This is a genomic window from Ruegeria sp. H7 (assembly GCF_056532945.1).
Window position 1 is genome coordinate 193,140 of sequence record NZ_JBQFNZ010000006.1, and the last position, 19,639, is coordinate 212,778.

The window sequence follows — 19,639 nt, forward strand, 5'->3', positions numbered from 1 at the left end:
CGCATCAAAGCACTCGCCCGGCCACCGCGTCCAGCTTGGACAGCATGACCAGATCGCGCTTTTCCGGGGCCGTAAGGATCGCATATTCCAATGCCCGGTCACATCCGTGCGGGCAGGGCACGCGCACGGCCCCCAACAAGGATGGCAAACCTTTGACCAACGCCTGTCCCTTTTCGGCATTGCCGGTCAGGGTTGCGATGATGGCGGTGACATCAACCTCGCCATGGTCCGGGTGCCAGCTGTCATAATCTGTCACCATTGCGATGGAGGCATAGCAAAGCTCGGCCTCACGGGCGAGTTTCGCCTCGGGCATATTGGTCATTCCGATGACATCACAGCCCCATTGCTCGCGGTACATTTTGGATTCGGCCAGAGATGAGAATTGTGGCCCCTCCATCGCCAGATAGGTTCCGCCGCGATGGATGTTGATACCTGCAGCCTTACCGGCGGTCTCACACGCATCGCTCAGCCGCGGGCAAGTGGGGTGGGCAACGCTGACATGCGCAACGCATCCGGTGCCAAAGAAGCTTTTCTCGCGTGCAAACGTCCGGTCGATGAACTGATCGACGATCACAAAATCGCCCGGAGCCATATGCTCGCGAAACGATCCACAGGCCGAGACCGAGATCACATCCGTCACGCCCAAGCGTTTCAGCGCATCGATATTGGCGCGATAGGGCACTTCGGTGGGCGAATGCACATGCCCGCGCCCGTGGCGGGGTAGAAAGGCCATCTCGACCCCATCCAGCGATCCGGTCAGGATCTGATCGGACGGTGCGCCCCATGGCGTTTCGACCGTGACCCATTGCGCGTTTTGCAGGCCATCGATGTCATAAATACCCGATCCTCCGATCACGGCGATTTTTGTTTGGGTCACGTTCGGCCTCCGCACTGAATTTCTGATACCCGAGTTCTGCGACCCGGCGATCAAATTGGCAAGTGCAGTCAACTGTTTGTGTCTTGTGCACGTGTCCTAAGGGTGAAGTTATGCAAGAAATGCATAGCGGGTTCCCGTTAATGTGGTATCTCAGCCCGGGCTTAACCGGTAGAAGGCCCCCTTCGCGCGAACATAACGACCCACAGGACCGTCTCATGCCCCGAGCCATGCTGGCAAGCTTTGCCAACCGTATAGCCAAACCCGATCTGCGTTGGGTTCCGGACGAGGGGCTGACCGTCTCGCGCCTGCGGATCGAGCTGTTGTCGGGTCTGACGGTGGCACTGGCGCTGGTGCCCGAAGCGGTGGCGTTTGCCTTTGTTGCGGGTGTGCACCCGCTGGTCGGCCTGTACGCGGCGTTCTTGGTCGGTCTGATCACGGCTCTGATCGGTGGTCGCCCGGGCATGATTTCGGGCGCAACGGGTGCCTTGGCCGTTGTGATGGTGGCACTGGTGGCGCAACACGGGGTGGAATACCTGTTCGCGACTGTGGTTCTGATGGGTATTTTGCAGGTCATCGCCGGTGCCATGCATTGGGGCCGGTTCATTCGCCTTGTGCCGCACCCGGTGATGCTGGGCTTTGTGAACGGTCTGGCCATCGTGATCTTTCTGGCGCAGATGGGCCAGTTCAAAGTGCCCGGTTCCATGGAAAACACCGGCCATGGGATGAGCGGGGGCGAGTGGCTCTCGGGCGCGCAGCTGTATACCATGCTGGGCCTTGTGGCGCTGACCATGGCGGTGATCTGGGTGATGCCTCGGATCACGCGCATCATTCCTGCGCCACTGGCCGGTATTCTGGTGGTTGCGGCGCTGGTGATCGGCTTTGGCCTGGACGTGCCGCGCGTCGGCGATCTGGCCTCGATCGAAGGCGGGCTGCCCGCGTTCCACATCCCGATGGTGCCTTTGAACTGGGAAACACTTGAAATCATCCTGCCCTATGCCGTCATTCTGGCTGCCATCGGCCTGATCGAATCCCTGCTGACGCTGAACCTTGTGGGTGAAATCACCGGCAAACGAGGCGGAGCTTCGCAGGAATGTATCGCTCAGGGCGCATCGAACATTGTCACCGGTTTCTTTGGCGGCATGGGTGGTTGCGCGATGATCGGTCAGTCGATGATCAACGTGAAATCCGGTGGCCGAACCCGGATCGCGGGCATCGCGGCCGCCCTGTTCCTGCTGATCTTCATCGTGTTTGCCTCGAAGCTGATCGAGCAAATCCCGCTGGCCGCACTAGTGGGCGTGATGTTCATGGTGGTAATCGGCACCTTCGCCTGGAACTCGTTCAAGATCATGCGCAAGGTCCCTGCCATGGACGCCTTTGTGATCGTTCTGGTGACTGTCGTGACCGTGATGGAAGACCTTGCGGTTGCCGTTGTGGTCGGTGTGATCGTCTCGGCGCTTGCTTATGCCTGGAACAATGCCAAGCGCATCCATGCGGTCACGCGCGACTCCGAAACCGAGAAAGGCGCAAAGGTCTACGAAATCCAGGGCCCGCTGTTTTTTGGCTCGTCAGACGGCTTTGTTGAGTTGTTCGATGTGCCCAACGATCCCGACACGGTGATCGTGGACTTCGCCGAAAGCCGGGTCGTCGATCAGTCCGCCCTGCAGGCCATCGAGAACATTGCCGGTAAATATGAGGCCGCAGGCAAGCGCGTGATGCTGCGCCATCTCAGCCACGACTGCCACAAACTGCTGAACAAGGCGGGCCACCTGATGGTGGATAGCGACGATGACCCGGATTATGGCCTTGCCGTCGACTATTCTGTTCGCACGGGCATTCTGGGCGGGCACTGAGTCTTTATGCGAGGCTCTGCCTCGCGCTCCGAGGTATTTGGGGTCAGATGAATGAAGGATCCCTTGTTTCATCTGGCTGAAAATACCTCGGGGGAGGCGCGCGTAGCGCGGCGGGGGCAGAGCCCCCAACCCCGTCAATCGTCGGGGCGGTTCAGCGAGAATAGCTCGGTGACCACGGAATAATCCCGATACCCAAGCCGGGCCAGCGGTTTGAATGAGGTCACGTCGAATTTCCCGTCGCGGATGTGGTCGTCGTGGAGGTGGATGCCTGTGACCTCGCCGAATACGACCCTGTTGGCTTCGCCCGGCAAGGTGACGATCTTGGTCAGTTTGCATTCCAGTGCTGCTGGCGCGCCAGCGACCCGGGCGCATAGGATGGTTTCGCACTCGACAGGTGTCAAACCGGCATGTGCAAACTCGTCGGTCTCTTTTGACAAACCCGCTGAACTTGCGTTCATTGCGTCCTGATGGGCATGGGCGACGACGTTTACACAAAAAACCTGTGTGGCTTCGATATTCGCAATGCTGTCCTTGCCGCCGTTCTGATCATGCTTGGTGCCGGTGGTTGCAAACATCACCTGTGGCGGCGTGTAGGCGACTCCGTTGAAGAACGAATATGGCGCCAGATTGTTGATCCCATCCGCGTCGCGGGATGAGATCCAGCCGATCGGGCGGGGCGTGATGATGGCATTGAACGGGTTGTGCGGCAGGCCGTGGCCGTCTTCGGGGCGATAGAACATCTGATCTCCAAGCGTTTGCCCAAGGCGTAGCGAAGTGCTAGGGCGATTGCCAGCAAGGAAAAGAGGGCAAGCGTGCAGCAATTCGGGATCAGGCCGGAAGAGCCGGGCGATTGGTGGGAGGTCGAGGCCCTCTATGACCTGTGCTTTGCACCGGGGCGCGAGGCGCTGTCGTCCTATCGTCTGCGCGACGATGTCCCTCCGGTTTCCGGGTTATCACTGGTGGCACGGGACGGGCAGGGTATTCTGGCAGGGGCTATTCGGTTCTGGCCGGTCCATGTGGGTGCGGATGATGCGTTGCTGCTGGGGCCAGTGGCGGTGCACCCCACGCATCAGGGTGAAGGATTGGGCGGATACCTGATCCATGCCGGGGTCGAGGCCGGGCAGGCCAAAGGGTGGAAACGGGTCATGTTGGTGGGAGATGCGCCTTATTACGCGCGGTTTGGCTTTGCCCGGTTGAGCGGGGTGGAGATGCCCCCACCGACCAACCCGGACCGAGTTTTGGGTCTGGAATTGCACCCCGATGCGTGGGTCGGTGTGCGCGGCCCCGTTACACGCTGGATGCGCTGAGCTATTGAAACCGCGCTCGTCAGCCCCGATGTTTCCATGACAGGAGGGCACAGATGCAGGACGTGGTTCTTGTCGAAAATGTAGATGCCGAGGCCGAGCTGGACCGGCTGGCGGAACATTACAAATCCGCTGGCGGGGCCGGAGTGAAACTGCTGAACGCGCTGGGCGGATCGGCGGAGTCTCTGCTGGACCAATTGCCCGACCCTGTGCGTCAGGGCCTGACCGGAGCGACGGAACGGGCGCTGTGGTTGGCGATTCATGCGGCACAGGGTTCGCGTCGCGCAATTCCGGATCAGAAACCCTGGGTCAATACCGCTGTGACAACCGCAATGGGGGCAGCGGGCGGAATGGGCGGTCTGTCCACCGCTTTGATGGAACTGCCTGCAACGACTGCGATGCTACTGCGCTCTATTCAGGGGGCGGCGGCGCGGGAAGGCTTTGATCCGGCTGAGGAAAACGTCAAGTTCGATTGCGTTCGGGTTCTGTCGGCGGCTGGACCGATGTCCTATGATGATGGCGCGGATCTGGGGTTCTTTTCCGTGCGTTTGACGCTGACGGGCCCGGCGATGCAGCGCTTGATTGCTGCTGTGGCACCTCGGCTGTCGATTGTCTTGGGGCAAAAGCTGGCGGCGCAGTCTGTACCGGTGCTGGGCGCCTTGGCCGGAGGCGGCACCAATTACGTCTATACACGCTACTACCAGCAGATCGCTCATGTGCATTTCGGCCTGCGCCGACTGGCCATTGACGCCGATATTCCACATGACGAACTGGTGCGGAAACTGTCGGCCAGAATGTAGGCCAATCCGCCTGTTCCTTGGCTTGAGCGTCATTATGTGGTATCCAGACACGTAAGGGCCGCAAAATAGGATAAAAACCGGCGGTCTGGCAGACAGGCATGACCCTCATGGCGGAAGGGATTGGCAGCGATGAATGCCCGGCTTTCATCCGATCTGTTGCACGGCACCGGAAATCTTCCGGTTTTGCCGCAGGCAGCCGCCTTGTGCTACCGGATCGAGAAAGGGCGGCCTGAAGTTCTTTTGATAACGACGCGCCAAACCCATCGGTGGATCATTCCAAAAGGCTGGCTGATGCAGGGGCTGTCCGAGGCTGAGACCGCCGCGCAGGAAGCCTGGGAAGAAGCCGGTATCATTGGGCGGTGCAGCCCGCAAAAACTGGGGCAATTTCCCTTTGTCAAACTGCGCGCCAGGAAAGGGCCAGCGCTGTGTATGGTGGATGTTTTCCCGCTATACGTAAAATCCGTTGCTCGGAATTTTCCCGAGAAAGGGCAGCGCAGGCGAGAGTGGTTCTCGCCCAAAAAAGCGGCCGCAAAGGTTGCGTCACCTGAACTTGCCGCGATATTGCGCGACTTTAAGCCTCGGCTGCATTGAAGGGCGGCCAGAGGGGCTTGATATTGCCTTGTCGGTCGGTATCTATTCGGCAATCGATTTTTGGACGGACCATGATTCAATACGCATTGAAATGCCGTGAAGGCCACACTTTCGAAAGTTGGTTTCAGTCAGCGGAAGCGTATGACAAGCTTGCGGCGGCGGGGCTTGTGACATGTGCCGTTTGTGGCAGCGCGCAGGTGGAAAAGGCGATCATGACACCGCGCGTTCGTCCTGCACGCAGCGCCGCGAAACAGCCAGAGGCTCCGGCGCCGGCGCAGAACGATGTCAGCGTGGCAACCCCCGCGCCCGATGTCCAAAAAGTTCTGGCCGAGTTGCGGCGCAAGGTCGAGGAAAACTCGGATTACGTAGGCAAGGATTTTGCCAGCGAGGCGCGGAAAATCCATCTTGGCGAAGCGCCGGATCGGGCGATCTATGGTGAGGCCAAACCGGATGAGGCGAAAGCCCTGATCGAAGATGGTGTGCCAGTTGCGCCGCTTCCCTTTGTTCCCAGCAGAAAGACCAACTGAGACATGCATATCCTGATTACCGGGGCCAATCGCGGTATCGGAAAAGCGCTGGCAGATCAGTATCGTAACGACGGCCATCAGGTGACGGGGACGGCGCGGGACGACAGTGCCGAAATCCGTCTGGACGTGTCTGACCCCGCGCACCACAGCGCCATGGCGGATCATCTGCAGGGACAGCCAGTGGATCTGCTGATCTGCAATGCAGGGGTCTATCTGGACAAGGGGCAGGGCATTGATGGCTACCCGGCCGAGATGTGGGCGCAGAGTTTTGCGACAAATGTGACCGGTGTGTTTCTGACCGTTCAGGCGCTGTTGCCGAACCTGCGCGCGGCGCGGGGTCGGATTGCGATCATTTCATCTCAGATGGCATCACACACACGTGCGCCGGGCGGTAGCTATATCTACCGGTCTTCCAAAGCCGCCGTGCTGAACCTGGGCCGGAACCTGGCCACCGATCTGCGGTCGGACGGTATTGCGGTAGGAATTTATCACCCCGGCTGGGTCAAGACGGATATGGGCGGATCGGCCGCAGACATCCATTTGGATCAGGCCGTATCCGGCCTGATTGACCGTTTCGACAGCTTGTCGCTGGATACCTCGGGGTGTTTTGAAACCTATGACGGGCAGGCGCACGCCTACTGAGTGTTCAGGGCCGCCTTGGGCAGTTCATAAACCTCACCGGGTTCGATGAAGATCACCAGCAAATCGCCACGGGTCTCATAGGTGAGTTTCGAGGTCGAGCTGCTGGAATCGGGAATGCCATCGGTGAAATAGATGTTGCGCACCTCGCCATTGCCCAGACCAACGGCAAGTGTTGCGCTGCCATCGTCGCGCCGGCGCAGTTCGGCATTGCAGGTTTTCAGCGGATCTCCGGCGTTTGCGGCGCATGGGATTGTGCCCAATGCGTTCTGACCATCGGTTCCAGCCAGGCTTGTAACCTGAGCCGTGGCGGCAGAGGACAAAAGGGCGAAGGCAGCGGCAAGACGGAGCATGAATAACCTCTTGGAATGATTGCGATGCGCAGGCTGACACCACGCCCGCCCATTGTAAAGCGGCCCTGCGTCGCAGGCAAAGCCTGTTTGCGCCCTTGCCCTTGTTCCCCCCCTCGAATATGAGGCACGGAACCATAAGTCCAAGGCGCGGAGACACCAGCCCCCATGCCCGTACTCGTAATGAAATTCGGCGGCACATCGGTCGCCAACCTTGACCGCATCCGCCGCGCTGCAAAGCGCGTGGGCGTCGAAGTGGCCAAGGGATACGACGTGATCGTCATCGTCTCGGCCATGTCCGGCAAGACCAATGAGCTTGTGGGTTGGGTCAACGAAACCTCGCCCCTGTTTGACGCGCGCGAATATGATGCCGTGGTGTCCTCGGGTGAAAACGTGACCGCTGGCCTGATGGCATTGACCTTGCAGGAAATGGATATTCCGGCGCGCAGTTGGCAGGGCTGGCAGGTGCCGCTGCTGACCAACGGGGCGCATTCCGCCGCCCGGATCGAGGAAATTCCGACCGATAACCTGAACCAGAAGTTTGGTGAGGGCATGAAGGTTGCCGTTGTGGCCGGGTTTCAGGGCATCAGCCCGGAAGGCCGTATCACAACGCTGGGTCGCGGTGGGTCGGACACGACCGCTGTGGCCTTCGCCGCCGCGTTTGATGCCGAGCGCTGCGATATCTACACGGATGTGGACGGCGTCTACACGACCGACCCGCGCATCTGTGAAAAGGCGCGCAAGCTGGACCGGATTTCGTTCGAGGAGATGCTGGAACTTGCCTCGCTGGGCGCAAAGGTTCTGCAAACCCGCTCGGTCGAGCTGGCGATGCGCTATAAGGTGAAATTACGCGTTCTCTCAAGCTTTGAGGAACAATCCGACGAGGCCGGTACACTGGTCTGCGACGAGGAGGATATCATGGAATCCAATGTTGTGGCCGGTGTGGCCTATTCCCGCGACGAAGCCAAGATGACCGTTGTATCGGTGGCCGACCGCCCCGGTATCGCCTCGATCATCTTCACTGCGCTCAGCGATGAGGGCGTGAATGTGGACATGATCGTGCAGAACATCTCGGACGAGGGGCGCACAGACATGACCTTCTCGTGCCCGACCGATCAGGTGGCCCGTGCCGAAAAGGCGCTGCTGGCGATCAAGGAAAAGGGCGAGCTGAACTATGCCGAACTGGTTGCGGATAACGATGTCTGCAAGGTCTCGGTTGTGGGAATCGGTATGCGCTCGCAATCGGGTGTGGCGGCCAAGATGTTCAAGGTGCTCTCGGATGAGGGGATCAACATCAAGGTTATTACAACCTCTGAGATTAAAATTTCCGTGCTGGTCGACAGGAAATACATGGAACTTGCGGTTCAGGCACTGCATGATGCCTTTGAACTGGACAAGGCGGCCTAAGCTGATCGGCCAAAGGTTTCGCCTGACACACTAATTTGGGTGGGCCATGGCGGACGGCACCGAAACAGAATCCCGCAAGCTGCTGGGGCGGCTGCGCGAAGAAATGGCGAGCGAGGCCGCCGGTCAGGAACGTCTTGACCGGATCACGCAACTGATTGCGGACAGCATTCAGCGCGAGGTGTGCTCGATCTACCTGTTCCGGGATGAGGAAACCCTTGAGCTTTGCGCAACCGAAGGTCTGTCGCCCGAGGCGGTTCACAAGACCCGTATGCGGCTGGGCGAAGGTCTGGTGGGGCGCGTCGCCAAATCCGGCAAAGTGGTGAATACGGCCGATGCGCCGTCGGCCAAAGGTTTCCGTTTCATGCCCGAAACCGGCGAGGAGCGGTATTCCTCGTTTGTGGGTGTCCCGGTGCAGCGGCTTGGTCAGAAGCTGGGCGTGCTGGTCGTGCAATCCCGCGAGGCGCGCGAGTTTTCCTCGGACGAGGTATATGCGCTGGAAGTTGTCGCCATGGTACTGGCCGAAATGGCCGAGCTTGGCGCCTTTGTCGGCGAGGGCGCGGCCCTGTCGCCGTTGCACCAGCAATCTGTTCTGCTGCGGGGCGGACCGGCGCAGGAAGGGGCGGCAGAAGGCCATGTCTGGCTGCACGAACCCCGCGTGGTGGTCACCAACCCGATTGCCGACGATCCGCATCGCGAGCGTGAGCGTCTGGTCGAAGCGGTCGAAGAACTGCGTGTCGGCGTCGACAAGATGCTCGAGATTTCTCAGGGCGGCGACTCGGATCAGTTGAAGGTGCTGGAAGCCTATCGGATGTTCGCGAACTCCAAGGGCTGGATGCGCCGGATGGAAGAGGACATCGCGCTTGGCCTCAGCGCCGAGGCGGCGGTGGAAAAGGAACAATCGCAGGCCCGTGCCCGTATGGGTCAGGTGACCGACCCGTATCTGCGGGAACGGCTGGCCGATCTGGATGACCTCAGCAACCGGTTGCTGCGCATTCTGACAGGGCAGGGCAAAACCGACAGTTCCGACCTGCCGCCCGATCCGATTCTGGTGGCGCGCAATATCGGCCCTGGTGATCTGTTGGAATATGGTCGCTCGCTGAAAGGTATCGTGCTTGAAGAAGGATCTGTCGGCAGTCACGCGACCATTGTGGCGCGGGCCTTGGCGATCCCGTTGGTCGTGCATGTAGGTCGGATCACGACCGAGGCTTTGAACGGAGATCATGTCCTTGTCGATGGCGATCAGGGCGTGGTGCATCTGCGCCCCGAGGACACTGTGGTCAGCGCCTTCCGCGACAAGATCGCGATGCAGGCCAAGGCGCAGGAACGCTATGCTTCGATCCGGGAAACGCCGACCGTCACGCAAGATGGCGCGCGGATAAATCTGGTCATGAACGCGGGACTGATGGCGGACCTGCCGTCGCTGGACAATTCGGGCGCAGAAGGCGTGGGACTGTTTCGGACCGAGTTGCAGTTTCTGGTCCGCAACCAGATGCCCAAACGGTCGGAACTGGTGACGCAATACAAGCGCGTGCTGGATGCGGCGGGCGACAAGCGTGTGGTGTTCCGCACGCTCGACATCGGCTCGGACAAGGTACTGCCTTACATGAAGCACGTGGCCGAGCCGAACCCGGCGCTGGGCTGGCGCGCGATCCGCGTTGGGCTGGACAAGCGCGGCGTGATGCGGATGCAGTTGCAGGCGCTGATCCGGGCCGCAAACGGGCGGCCGCTGACGATCATGTTCCCCTTTGTCGCGCAGGCCGATGAATTCCGCGAGGCCCGGTGGGAAGTCAACAAGACCATCGAACGGGAAAAGCGTCTGGGTCACGTACTGCCCGAAACGCTGGAAGTGGGCGCGATGCTGGAAACGCCCTCGCTGGGGTTCGCGCCGCAGAAATTCTTTGACGAGGTCGATTTCATCTCGATCGGTGGCAATGACCTGAAGCAGTTTTTCTTTGCTGCCGACCGCGAAAACGAACTGGTCCGCCGCCGCTATGACACGCTGAATGTCAGCTTCCTCAGCTTTATCGAGCGTATCGTCGAACGCTGCGATATCTCGGACACCCCGCTCAGCTTCTGTGGTGAGGATGCCGGGCGTCCGGTCGAGGCGCTGTGTCTTGCGGCCATGGGGATTCGGACCTTGTCGATGCGCCCGGCTTCGATTGGTCCGGTCAAAACCCTTCTTCTGCGCTCGAACCTGCAGGATGTGCGCAAAATTATCGCGGATGCGCGCCACAGGGGTGAGCAATCCGTAAGGCCATCGGTGATGGAGTGGCTGCGCAACCAGCCATAGGTGGAAAACCTGTCGCATTCCGCAAATCCAAGCTTGATTTTTCTTCGCGGCCTTTCTATTGACGCCTTAAATGTTAGCGATAACAGTTTCGCGTTTTGGGCGCTTCGTGCCGAAAAAGCCGGTCGTGCTAAGCTGACGACAGAGAATTCGAAAGGAACCTTGCCATGGTGTCTCGCGTAATTCCGGTGGATCCGTTCGACCTGGTGCTGTTTGGTGCGACAGGTGACCTGGCGCAGCGGAAGATCATTCCGGGCCTCTATCATCGGTTCCAGGTGGGCCAGATGCCGGAAGACGCCAGGATCATCGGCACAGCGCGGTCAGATATGGACAGCGCCGCGTTCCGGGATCAGGTGCGCAAATCGATGGACGAATTCGCGCCCGGCTTTGACAAGGCCACGCTGGACCGCTTTCTTGAGCGGGTCGAATATGTCCCCGTGGACGCGCTGGGCGCGGCGGGCTGGGATGATCTCAAGTCCGTTTTGCGCGAGGATGTGGTCCGCGCGTTCTATCTGTCGGTGGGGCCAAGCCTGTTCTCGGGGATCGCAAAGCGCCTTCAGGATCAGGGTCTTGCGACACCCGACAGCCGTATCGTGGTGGAAAAGCCGTTTGGACATGACTTGGCCTCGGCCAAGGCGCTGAACGAAGGTCTGCGCGCCTGTTTCGAGGAACATCAGATTTACCGCATCGACCATTATCTGGGTAAGGAAACGGTGCAGAACCTTATGGCGCTGCGCTTTGCCAATTCGCTGTTCGAACCGCTGTGGAACTCGACCCATATTGATCACGTGCAGATCACAGTGGCCGAAACTGTGGGGGTCGAGGGGCGCGGCGCGTACTACGACCAGTCCGGCGCTATGCGGGACATGATCCAGAACCACCTTGTGCAGCTTTTGTGTCTGACCGCGATGGAACCCCCGTCGAAGTTTTCGCCAAACTCGGTGCGCGACGAAAAGGTCAAGGTGATCGAGGCGTTGGAGCCGGTTGATGCCAAAGACATCGCACGCGGCCAGTACCGTGCGGATAAGGGCGAGGGCGGATATGTCGACCACGTCGGCGATCCGGCCAGCCGTACCGAAAGCTTCATTGCGCTCAAGGTCCATCTGGGCAACTGGCGCTGGGCCGGGGTACCGTTCTACCTGCGCACGGGCAAACGGTTGCGAGCGCGCGAATCCGAGATTGCGGTGTTCTTCCGCGACCCGCCCCATACGATTTTCCCCAATGTCGGCCCCTTGCGCGGCAATGTGCTGGTGATCCGCCTGCAACCGGATGAAGGCATCACCCTGCGTACCACGATTAAAGACCCGGGTCCGGGCGGTTTCCGCCTGTCCGACGTCTCGCTGGATATGAGCTTTGCCGACGCGCTGGGCGACGATGCCAGCGCCCCGGACGCCTATGAGCGCTTAATTATGGACGTCATCCGCGGCGACCAGACCCTGTTCATGCGTGGGGATGAGGCCGAAGCCGCCTGGGCCTGGGTCGATCCTATCATTCAGGGGTGGGAACAACGCGGCGACCGCCCGTCACGGTATGATCAGGGCAGTTCGGGGCCGGAAGAAGCACTGATGCTGATGCATCGCGATGGACGCCGCTGGCGTCAGATCGGAGGTTAGGAATGGTTCACACCGTCATCAAGGACGTCACCCAGCGGATCATCGACCGCAGCGCCGACCTGCGTGGCCCGCATCTGGAACGGATGGAACAGGCAAAATCCAAAGGCCCCGCGCGGGGTCATCTGTCCTGCAGCGGTCAGGCCCATGCCTATGCGGGGGCGGGCGATGATCAGCAGGCCATGGCAACCGGTACTGCCGGAAACCTCGGCATTGTCACGGCTTACAATGACATGCTGTCCGCCCACCAACCGTTCGAGCGCTACCCCGAGCTGATCCGTCAGGCCATTCGCGCCGCAGGCGGAACCGCTCAGGTCGCAGGCGGTGTGCCCGCCATGTGCGACGGCGTCACCCAAGGTGAGGCGGGGATGGAATTGTCGCTGTTCTCGCGGGACGTGATCGCTTTGGCGACCGGCGTGTCGCTTAGCCACAATACCTATGATGCTGCCGTGTTCCTTGGCGTCTGCGACAAGATCGTCCCCGGCCTTGTGATCGGCGCACAGGCGTTTGGTCATTTGCCCGCGGTGTTCCTGCCTGCCGGTCCGATGACCAGTGGCTTGCCGAACGACGAAAAGGCCAAGGTCCGTCAGAAATTCGCTGCAGGAGAGGTCGGTCGCGAAGAACTCATGGCCGCTGAAATGGCCGCCTATCACGGCCCCGGCACCTGCACCTTTTACGGCACTGCCAACACCAACCAGATGCTGATGGAGTTCATGGGCCTGCACCTGCCGGGCTCCAGCTTCATCAATCCAAACACGCCGCTGCGCGATGCCCTGACCGAAGAGGGCGCGCGCCGTGCGCTGTCGCTCAGCGCTTTGGGCGATCACTATACGCCAGTGTGCCAGATCCTGGATGAACGCGCCTTTGTGAACGGGATCGTGGGTCTTATGGCTACCGGTGGATCCACGAACCTGCTGATCCACCTGATCGCTATGGCCCGCGCGGGTGGTATCGTGCTGGACTGGCAGGATTTCTCGGACGTCTCCGCCGTGGTCCCCTTGGTTGCGCGGGTTTACCCCAACGGTCTGGCCGACGTGAACCACTTCCACGCCGCCGGAGGGTTGGGCTACACCATCGGCACCTTGCTCGAGGATGGCCTGCTGCATCCCGACACACTGACAGTCGCTGGGCAGGGCCTGCACAACTACACCAAAGAACCCAAGCTGATCGGCGGAGAATTGACGTGGCAAGACGGCACGGGCCACAGCCTGAACGAAAAGATCGTCCGTTCAGCCAAGGACCCGTTCCAACCCACCGGAGGCCTGTCGCGCCTGACCGGTAATCTGGGCACCGGGGTCATGAAAGTGTCTGCCGTCGCGCCTGAACATCAGGTGGTCGAAGCCCCGGTCCGCGTGTTCCACGATCAGGACGAAGTCAAAGCCGCCTTCAAAGCCGGTGAGTTCACCGATGACGTCATTGTTGTCGTGCGTTTCCAGGGGCCGAAAGCCAATGGCATGCCCGAGCTGCACTCGCTGACCCCGATTCTGTCGATACTGCAGGGGCGCGGACAGAAGGTTGCGCTGGTCACAGATGGCCGCATGTCCGGCGCATCCGGCAAGGTTCCGGCGGCAATCCATGTCTCGCCCGAGGCGCTGGATGGCGGTGCAATCGCATATCTGCAGGATGGCGATCTGGTGCGGGTCGATGCGGTGAAAGGTGAGCTGGAAATCCTCACCGATGGGGTTCTGGACCGGGTGCCTGCGAAGGCCGATCTCTCGGCCAATCAATTTGGTGTCGGGCGCGATCTGTTCGGCACATTCCGCGCCAATGTCGGGTCCGCCGACACCGGTGCCAGCATTTTCGGAGTGTAAGCCATGTCCAAAACCCAACGCACGCGCGAGATTTGCTCCCTGGCCCCGATTGTTCCGGTTCTGGTCGTGGACGATGCCGCCACAGCGCGCCCGCTGGCCGAAGCACTTGTCGCTGGCGGCCTTCCGGCGCTTGAGGTCACATTGCGCACTCCGGCGGCTCTGGACGCAATCCGGGCCATGGCCGACGTGCCGGGCGGTGTCGTTGGGGCCGGAACACTGGTCACGCCCGACGATGTCCGCGCCGCGAAAGAAGCGGGCGCGCAATTCGGTGTTTCACCCGGCGCGACCGACGCATTGATTGCTGCCTGTGAGGCGGAAGGCCTGCCCCTGCTGCCCGGCGCAGCCACCGCCAGTGAGGCGATGGCGCTGCTGGAACGGGGCTATGACATGCTGAAATTCTTCCCTGCCGAAGCCTCGGGCGGCGCGCCCGCATTGAAAGCGATCGGAGCACCTCTGCCCCAGATCAAATTCTGCCCCACAGGCGGAGTTTCCCCGGCAAATGCGCGCGATTACCTCTCCCTGTCCAACGTGGTCTGCGCCGGTGGCAGCTGGGTCGCGCCGAAACAGATGGTGCAGGATGGCGACTGGGCAGGCATTGAAACTCTTGCGCGCGAGGCGTCCCGCCTGACGGATTGACGCCGCCCAAAGCAACGCTAGGGTAAGGATCAATTCATACAGGTTGATCCCATGACAAACCAAATCTCCCTTGCGCAGGGGCGCGGGTATCTGGCGATTCCGGGTCCGTCCGTCATACCCGACGCGGTTCTGCAGGCGATGCACCGACCGTCGCCCAATATCTACGAAGGCGCGCTGATCGAGATGATGCCCGCGTTGACCCGCGACCTGCGTCGCGTGGCCCGCACGGATCACAATGTCGCCATCTACATCTCCAACGGCCACGGCACGTGGGAGGCGGCGCTGTCCAACGTGATCGCACCGGGTGAAACGGTGCTGGCCCCGGCTTCGGGCCGGTTCACCCATGGCTGGGCCGAGATGGCCGATGGGATCGGCGCCAAGGTCCAACTGCTGGATTTCGGCACCGCGTCGCCGTGGGATTTCGACCAGATATCCGAGGCCCTGCGCGCGGATACCGCCCACCAGATCAAAGCGGTGCTTGCGGTGCATGTCGATACCTCAAGTTCGGTCCGCAACGATATTCCAACCCTTCGCGCGCTGCTGGACAATCTGGATCATCCGGCGCTTCTGATGGCCGATTGCATCGCCTCGCTGGGCTGCGACCGGTTCGAGATGGATGCCTGGGGCGTCGATGTCATGGTGACCGCCTGCCAAAAGGGGCTGATGACCCCGGCAGGCGTTGGTTTTGTCTTCTTCAACGACAAGGCACAGGCGAAACGTGCAACCATGCCCCGCGTCTCGCAATACTGGGACTGGGTGCCGCGCGCCAATCCCGATCTGTTCTACCAGTATTTCAACGGCACCGCGCCCACCCACCACTTATATGGTTTGCGCGCCGCGCTGGACATGATCCATGCGGAAGGGATCGAGCATGTCTGGGCCCGCCACGAACGTCTGGCACAAGCCGTTTGGGCCGCCTGCGAGATCTGGTCCCAGGGCGATGCCCTGCACATCAACATCGCCGACCGCCAGCACCGCAGCCACGCGGTGACCGCGCTACGCCTGACCGATGGACGCGGAACATCACTTCGCAGATACACCGAGACCCAATTGGGCCTGACACTGGGGATCGGGCTTGGAATGGCGGATGAAGACGGCTGTTTCCGCCTTGGCCATATGGGCCATGTAAACGGGCAGATGATCATGGGGATGCTGGGTGGCGTCGAATCCGGCCTTGCTGCGCTGAACATTCCCCGCGGCTCAGGCGCGCTCGATGCTGCAGCTGCCGTTCTTGCGGGGTAACCCCTCAACAGGATCCGCTGCTTCATCTGGCCAAAAATATCTTCGGGGGGAAATCGCGCAATGCGCGATTGGGGGGCAGACAGCCCCCCCTGCGCCGATCACATCCCGCGCGCCGCGTTCAGCGCTTTGGGCAACGCGACCGCAAATGCATCCAGATCAGCATCCGTCCCGCAACTGACCCGGATACAGCGATTTTGCGGGGCAACAAAAGGCATCCGCACAAAGATTCCCTGCGCGACTAACGACTCCAATACTGCCTTGGCAAAGACACCATCCCGACCGCAGTCAATCGCCACGAAATTGGTGGCCGAGGGCAAGGGCACCAACCCATTGTCCCGCGCAATCTGGTTGATCCGATCCCGAGCCGCGTCGATCAAACCCTGAACCTGCGCCAACCAGGCCCCATCCGCCAACGCGGCCAGCGCCCCGGCCTGTGCCGCGCGGTTCATCCCGAAATGATTGCGCAGCTTGTTGAAGGCCAATATCAGTTCAGACGCACCAATCGCATAGCCGACCCGTGCTCCGGCCATCCCGTAGACCTTGGAAAACGTGCGCATTCGGATCACGCGCGGGTCTTCTGCCGATACCGGCGCTGCCGTACCTTCGGGCGCGCATTCGACATAGGCTTCGTCCAGCACCAGCAGGCAGCCCTTGGGCAGTGCCTCCATCGCGGTCACGATATCCTCCCCGCTGTGCCAACTGCCCATCGGGTTGTCCGGATTGGCAAGATAAACCAGCTTGGCTCCAACCTCGGTGGCCTTGGCAAACAGGGCCGACGGGTCTTCGTGGTCTGCGGCATAGGGCACCTTGTGCAAAACGCCCCCATAGCCCGCGACGTGATAGTTGAACGTCGGATAGGCCCCATCCGAGGTCACAACCGCGTCGCCCGGACCTACAAGCAAACGCACGAGATAGCCCAGCAGCCCATCGATGCCTTCACCAACCACGATATTCTCGGCTGACACAGCATGATGGTCGGCCAGAGCAACGCGCAGATCGTGGTTTTCCGGATCTCCATACATCCAGATCTCGGTCGCTGCCTGTCGCATCGCCTCAATTGCGCGCGGCGAAGGGCCGAACACGCTTTCATTTGCGCCCAGCCGGGCGGTGAAGGGCGCGCCGCGCTGACGCTCCTGTGTTTCGGGACCGACAAAGGGCACGGTGGCAGGCAGGGATTGCGCAAGGGATGTGTATCGTGGTCCGGTCATACGTGCAGATAAACGCAAGTCGCGCGGCTCGACAAGGCTCAGCCAAGGCCGGCCTTTGCCCTGACGTCGCAGTGGAACTCGGCCCGCCTTTCGGGGCATGCTGACAAAAACCAGAGTTGGGAGGCCCTGCATGGCGCGCGTATCCGTCGAATACAAAGACCACATTGCCCACGTAACGCTGACACGCGGCGACAAGATGAATGCGCTGGATGACGCGATGTTCAAGGCGATTGTGTCGGCCGGGCAGGACGTCGCGGCCTCGGACGCCCGCGCCGTTGTGCTGTCGGGTGAAGGCAAAAGCTTTTGCGCCGGGCTGGACATGGCCAGCATGGCGGGGCTGGCGCAGGCCGATCCGAACGAGATGCTGATGCCGCGCACGCATGAGGACGCCAACCCCTTGCAAGAGGTCGCGATGATCTGGCGGCGCGTGCCGGTGCCGGTGGTCTGCGCCATTCAGGGCGTGGCCTATGGCGGCGGGCTGCAAATCGCGCTGGGCGCGGATATCCGCATCGCCCACCCCGAGGCCAAGCTGGCCCTGATGGAGATGAAATGGGGCATCATCCCGGATATGGGCGGCATGGTTCTGCTGCCGAATCTTGTGCGCTCGGATGTGCTGCGCCTGCTGACCTACACCGCGCGCCCCATCGGCGCGGCACAGGCCGCCGAGTGGGGGCTGGTCACAAAACTCTCGGACGATCCGCTGACCGAGGCGCAGGCACTGGCCGAAGACATCGCGGGCAAAAGCCCCTCGGCCATCCGTGCGGCGAAACGGCTGATTGATGTGGCCGAGACCCGGCCCCGCGCCGACGTGCTGCTTGAGGAGTCCGCCGCGCAGGTGGAACTGATCGGCAAGCCGGATCAGATGGAGGTCGTGATGGCCCAGATGCAGGGCCGCAAGCCCGAGTTCAAATAGTCACCGCATGAAGGCCCGTCGCGCATCGCGGGCCATGTTGTATCGCATCTCAAGTTCGGCGATGCGGGCCATGGCGGCCTTGCGGGCCTCGGGGTCGGTCAGCGCGGCATAATCCTTGCGGGCGGCGTCCAGATTTTTCCGGATCTCGAATTCTTCGGGCAGCACACCGGCCTGCGCCATGATCCGGTGCCCGGCGGCAATGGCGGGATCGCCTTGCGCCTCGGCAGACCGGTCGGGCAGGGGTTTGCCTTCGCCCTCAAGCCCCTGCAACTGGCCTTCGGCCTGCGCCTTTTTGATCTGGCGTTCGATCAGTTTTCCCAGCGGTCCAAACACGTCTTCACTGTACCTCAATCTTGGTCCCGGCAGCTAGCGGATTCGGTTTGTCGCCAGATAGGCAATGCCGCCCGCCAGCAGTCCCCAGACCGCGGCACCCAACCCAAAAACGGTAATCCCCGAAGCGGTGATGGCAAAGGTAAGGATGGCCGCTTCACGTTCGGCAGGCACTTCGAGCGCGGCAAAGGTTGCGTTCGCCATTACGCCGATCAGCGCAACTCCGGTCAGGGTTCCCATCAACAGCGGGTCGGCATGGGCGGCAAATCCGGTGATCGCCACCGCAAAGACGCCAAACAGGCAGTAGAACACCCCCGCCATGACCGCCGACCAATAGCGCTGGTCCCGGTCCGGGTGGCTGTCCTCGTTCGAGCACATCGCAGCGGTGATTGCGGCAAGACAGGTGGCGGGCGCTCCGAACGGGGCCGACAGGAAGCTGGCCCCTCCGACCGCCGGGAACAGCTTGCCCGCATCCGGCGTGTAGCCAAAGCTGCGCATCACCGCGATGCCGGGGATATTCTGCGTGGCCATGGTGACGATGAACAGCGGGATGCCGATCCCGACAGCGGACGCGACCGAGAATGTGGGCATGGTCCAGACCGGCGCGGCCACCAGATGCTCGGGGCGGACCGGGCTGCCTCCGGCGTTCAGGACAACGACGATGGCCGCCGCGACCACGGCGGCGGGGACGGCGAACAGCCGGTTGAAACGGCCCGCAATGAACCAGGTCAGGATCACCGGCAGGGCCTGCCACGGCAGATCGACCGCCGCTTTGAAGGGAATGATGCACAGGGGCAGCAGCACTCCGCCCAGCATGGCCTGCGCCAGTGTCGTCGGTATCGCCGCGGCCAGCCGCCCCAATGGCCGCCAGAGCCCGGCCAGAACGGTCAGGGCTCCGGCGCACAGAAACGCGCCGACGGCCCCCGAAAAGCCAGCAGCAGGTGTGGCCGAGACCGCAAGCAGGGCTGCACCGGGCGTGGACCATGCCACGCTGATTGGCTGCTTGTGCCAAAGGCTGAGGATGATGGCCGCCAGCCCCATCGCAATCGCCGCCATCATCAGGCCGGATGCGGATTCAGCGCCCGAGGCGCCCATCGCCGCAAGGCCCTGCAACACAATCGGAAAAGAGCTGAAGAACCCGACCACCGCCACCACGAGGCCGGTCGAGATTGTCTGCACGGGGGGAAGGGGGTGCGCCATTGCTGCCTCGGGGTTGTTTGAGCAAATTGCTAACAATCGCGGGCCATGATCAGCAAG

19 protein-coding genes are annotated in these 19,639 nt (G+C 61.5%); 13 read left to right on the plus strand and 6 right to left on the minus strand.

Annotation, left to right across the window (positions count from 1 at the left end):
* Positions 1-4 precede the first annotated feature (4 nt).
* The gene (locus ACR0AC_RS14355) at positions 5-877 is read right to left on the minus strand and encodes an S-methyl-5'-thioadenosine phosphorylase (protein ID WP_480580297.1); all 873 of its coding nucleotides are present in this window, start codon (positions 875-877) and stop codon (positions 5-7) included.
* A gap of 215 nt (positions 878-1,092) precedes the next feature.
* Here ACR0AC_RS14355 and ACR0AC_RS14360 point away from each other — a divergent pair, with 215 nt between their 5' ends.
* Entirely contained in the window at positions 1,093-2,727 is a 1,635-nt protein-coding gene (locus ACR0AC_RS14360) for a SulP family inorganic anion transporter (RefSeq protein WP_170454204.1), read from the plus strand.
* A gap of 134 nt (positions 2,728-2,861) precedes the next feature.
* Here the strand turns inward: ACR0AC_RS14360 and ACR0AC_RS14365 are convergent, their stop codons facing one another.
* Positions 2,862-3,467, minus strand: coding sequence for a flavin reductase family protein (locus tag ACR0AC_RS14365; protein WP_480874254.1), 606 nt, complete (start codon positions 3,465-3,467; stop codon positions 2,862-2,864).
* Positions 3,468-3,539: 72 nt separating this feature from the next.
* Here ACR0AC_RS14365 and ACR0AC_RS14370 point away from each other — a divergent pair, with 72 nt between their 5' ends.
* The 5 genes from ACR0AC_RS14370 to ACR0AC_RS14390 all read left to right on the plus strand — a co-directional run bounded on the left by ACR0AC_RS14370 (position 3,540) and on the right by ACR0AC_RS14390 (position 6,591).
* Positions 3,540-4,034 (plus strand): GNAT family N-acetyltransferase, encoded by a 495-nt coding sequence (locus tag ACR0AC_RS14370; protein WP_480874256.1) that lies wholly within the window; start codon positions 3,540-3,542, stop codon positions 4,032-4,034.
* A gap of 53 nt (positions 4,035-4,087) precedes the next feature.
* Positions 4,088-4,831 carry an EcsC family protein gene (locus tag ACR0AC_RS14375; protein ID WP_480874259.1) on the plus strand — a complete coding sequence of 248 codons (744 nt, stop codon included), beginning with the start codon at positions 4,088-4,090 and terminating at the stop codon, positions 4,829-4,831.
* Between the two features lie 129 nt (positions 4,832-4,960).
* A complete protein-coding gene (locus tag ACR0AC_RS14380) occupies positions 4,961-5,422 on the plus strand; it encodes an NUDIX hydrolase (RefSeq protein ID WP_170454575.1) in 462 nt (153 codons plus the stop codon).
* A 71-nt stretch (positions 5,423-5,493) separates the two neighbouring features.
* Complete coding sequence (locus ACR0AC_RS14385; RefSeq protein WP_170454195.1) at positions 5,494-5,949, plus strand: DUF1178 family protein; 456 nt, start codon at positions 5,494-5,496, stop codon at positions 5,947-5,949.
* A 3-nt stretch (positions 5,950-5,952) separates the two neighbouring features.
* Complete coding sequence (locus tag ACR0AC_RS14390) at positions 5,953-6,591, plus strand: SDR family NAD(P)-dependent oxidoreductase (RefSeq protein ID WP_480874263.1); 639 nt, start codon at positions 5,953-5,955, stop codon at positions 6,589-6,591.
* Here ACR0AC_RS14390 and ACR0AC_RS14395 read toward each other — a convergent pair.
* Positions 6,585-6,941 (minus strand): hypothetical protein, encoded by a 357-nt coding sequence (locus tag ACR0AC_RS14395; RefSeq protein ID WP_170454191.1) that lies wholly within the window; start codon positions 6,939-6,941, stop codon positions 6,585-6,587. The two genes, ACR0AC_RS14390 and ACR0AC_RS14395, sit on opposite strands and share 7 nt — an antisense overlap.
* 165 nt (positions 6,942-7,106) lie before the next feature.
* Between ACR0AC_RS14395 and ACR0AC_RS14400 the strand changes: the two genes are divergently transcribed.
* The 6 genes from ACR0AC_RS14400 to ACR0AC_RS14425 all read left to right on the plus strand — a co-directional run bounded on the left by ACR0AC_RS14400 (position 7,107) and on the right by ACR0AC_RS14425 (position 15,931).
* Positions 7,107-8,345: an aspartate kinase gene (locus tag ACR0AC_RS14400; protein ID WP_170454189.1), complete on the plus strand. Its 1,239-nt coding sequence runs from the start codon at positions 7,107-7,109 to the stop codon at positions 8,343-8,345.
* Between the two features lie 46 nt (positions 8,346-8,391).
* Complete coding sequence (ptsP, locus tag ACR0AC_RS14405) at positions 8,392-10,635, plus strand: phosphoenolpyruvate--protein phosphotransferase (protein WP_170454187.1); 2,244 nt, start codon at positions 8,392-8,394, stop codon at positions 10,633-10,635.
* A gap of 164 nt (positions 10,636-10,799) precedes the next feature.
* Positions 10,800-12,245: a glucose-6-phosphate dehydrogenase gene (gene zwf, locus ACR0AC_RS14410; RefSeq protein ID WP_170632942.1), complete on the plus strand. Its 1,446-nt coding sequence runs from the start codon at positions 10,800-10,802 to the stop codon at positions 12,243-12,245.
* A gap of 2 nt (positions 12,246-12,247) precedes the next feature.
* On the plus strand, positions 12,248-14,053 hold the full coding sequence (gene edd / locus ACR0AC_RS14415) for a phosphogluconate dehydratase (RefSeq protein WP_480874268.1): 1,806 nt from the start codon (positions 12,248-12,250) through the stop codon (positions 14,051-14,053).
* A gap of 3 nt (positions 14,054-14,056) precedes the next feature.
* Complete coding sequence (locus tag ACR0AC_RS14420) at positions 14,057-14,689, plus strand: bifunctional 4-hydroxy-2-oxoglutarate aldolase/2-dehydro-3-deoxy-phosphogluconate aldolase (RefSeq protein WP_170454182.1); 633 nt, start codon at positions 14,057-14,059, stop codon at positions 14,687-14,689.
* A 51-nt stretch (positions 14,690-14,740) separates the two neighbouring features.
* On the plus strand, positions 14,741-15,931 hold the full coding sequence (locus tag ACR0AC_RS14425) for an aminotransferase class V-fold PLP-dependent enzyme (RefSeq protein ID WP_170454180.1): 1,191 nt from the start codon (positions 14,741-14,743) through the stop codon (positions 15,929-15,931).
* A gap of 98 nt (positions 15,932-16,029) precedes the next feature.
* Here ACR0AC_RS14425 and ACR0AC_RS14430 read toward each other — a convergent pair whose 3' ends face one another.
* On the minus strand, positions 16,030-17,139 hold the full coding sequence (locus ACR0AC_RS14430; protein ID WP_170623702.1) for a pyridoxal phosphate-dependent aminotransferase: 1,110 nt from the start codon (positions 17,137-17,139) through the stop codon (positions 16,030-16,032).
* Between the two features lie 130 nt (positions 17,140-17,269).
* Between ACR0AC_RS14430 and ACR0AC_RS14435 the strand changes: the two genes are divergently transcribed.
* Entirely contained in the window at positions 17,270-18,052 is a 783-nt protein-coding gene (locus ACR0AC_RS14435) for a crotonase/enoyl-CoA hydratase family protein (protein ID WP_170623700.1), read from the plus strand.
* On the opposite strand, the gene ACR0AC_RS14440 is transcribed toward ACR0AC_RS14435, so the two are convergent.
* Together ACR0AC_RS14440 and ACR0AC_RS14445 are read right to left on the minus strand one after the other, a co-directional pair.
* On the minus strand, positions 18,053-18,403 hold the full coding sequence (locus ACR0AC_RS14440; protein WP_480874272.1) for a DnaJ family domain-containing protein: 351 nt from the start codon (positions 18,401-18,403) through the stop codon (positions 18,053-18,055).
* A 15-nt stretch (positions 18,404-18,418) separates the two neighbouring features.
* Entirely contained in the window at positions 18,419-19,582 is a 1,164-nt protein-coding gene (locus ACR0AC_RS14445) for a benzoate/H(+) symporter BenE family transporter (RefSeq protein ID WP_170454174.1), read from the minus strand.
* Positions 19,583-19,639 lie beyond the last annotated feature (57 nt).

What these genes read in the sequence shown, in the direction of transcription:
- ACR0AC_RS14435 (WP_170623700.1), top strand. Translation starts at nt 17,270, where the DNA reads ATGGCGCGCGTATCCGTCGAATACAAAGACCACATTGCCCACGTAACG.
- ptsP (WP_170454187.1), top strand. Translation starts at nt 8,392, where the DNA reads ATGGCGGACGGCACCGAAACAGAATCCCGCAAGCTGCTGGGGCGGCTG.
- ACR0AC_RS14360 (WP_170454204.1), top strand. Translation starts at nt 1,093, where the DNA reads ATGCCCCGAGCCATGCTGGCAAGCTTTGCCAACCGTATAGCCAAACCC.
- ACR0AC_RS14425 (WP_170454180.1), top strand. Translation starts at nt 14,741, where the DNA reads ATGACAAACCAAATCTCCCTTGCGCAGGGGCGCGGGTATCTGGCGATT.
- ACR0AC_RS14390 (WP_480874263.1), top strand. Translation starts at nt 5,953, where the DNA reads ATGCATATCCTGATTACCGGGGCCAATCGCGGTATCGGAAAAGCGCTG.
- ACR0AC_RS14400 (WP_170454189.1), top strand. Translation starts at nt 7,107, where the DNA reads ATGCCCGTACTCGTAATGAAATTCGGCGGCACATCGGTCGCCAACCTT.
- ACR0AC_RS14430 (WP_170623702.1), bottom strand. Translation starts at nt 17,139, where the DNA reads ATGACCGGACCACGATACACATCCCTTGCGCAATCCCTGCCTGCCACC.
- ACR0AC_RS14375 (WP_480874259.1), top strand. Translation starts at nt 4,088, where the DNA reads ATGCAGGACGTGGTTCTTGTCGAAAATGTAGATGCCGAGGCCGAGCTG.
- ACR0AC_RS14445 (WP_170454174.1), bottom strand. Translation starts at nt 19,582, where the DNA reads ATGGCGCACCCCCTTCCCCCCGTGCAGACAATCTCGACCGGCCTCGTG.
- ACR0AC_RS14385 (WP_170454195.1), top strand. Translation starts at nt 5,494, where the DNA reads ATGATTCAATACGCATTGAAATGCCGTGAAGGCCACACTTTCGAAAGT.
- ACR0AC_RS14395 (WP_170454191.1), bottom strand. Translation starts at nt 6,941, where the DNA reads ATGCTCCGTCTTGCCGCTGCCTTCGCCCTTTTGTCCTCTGCCGCCACG.
- ACR0AC_RS14420 (WP_170454182.1), top strand. Translation starts at nt 14,057, where the DNA reads ATGTCCAAAACCCAACGCACGCGCGAGATTTGCTCCCTGGCCCCGATT.
- zwf (WP_170632942.1), top strand. Translation starts at nt 10,800, where the DNA reads ATGGTGTCTCGCGTAATTCCGGTGGATCCGTTCGACCTGGTGCTGTTT.
- ACR0AC_RS14365 (WP_480874254.1), bottom strand. Translation starts at nt 3,467, where the DNA reads ATGTTCTATCGCCCCGAAGACGGCCACGGCCTGCCGCACAACCCGTTC.
- ACR0AC_RS14380 (WP_170454575.1), top strand. Translation starts at nt 4,961, where the DNA reads ATGAATGCCCGGCTTTCATCCGATCTGTTGCACGGCACCGGAAATCTT.
- edd (WP_480874268.1), top strand. Translation starts at nt 12,248, where the DNA reads ATGGTTCACACCGTCATCAAGGACGTCACCCAGCGGATCATCGACCGC.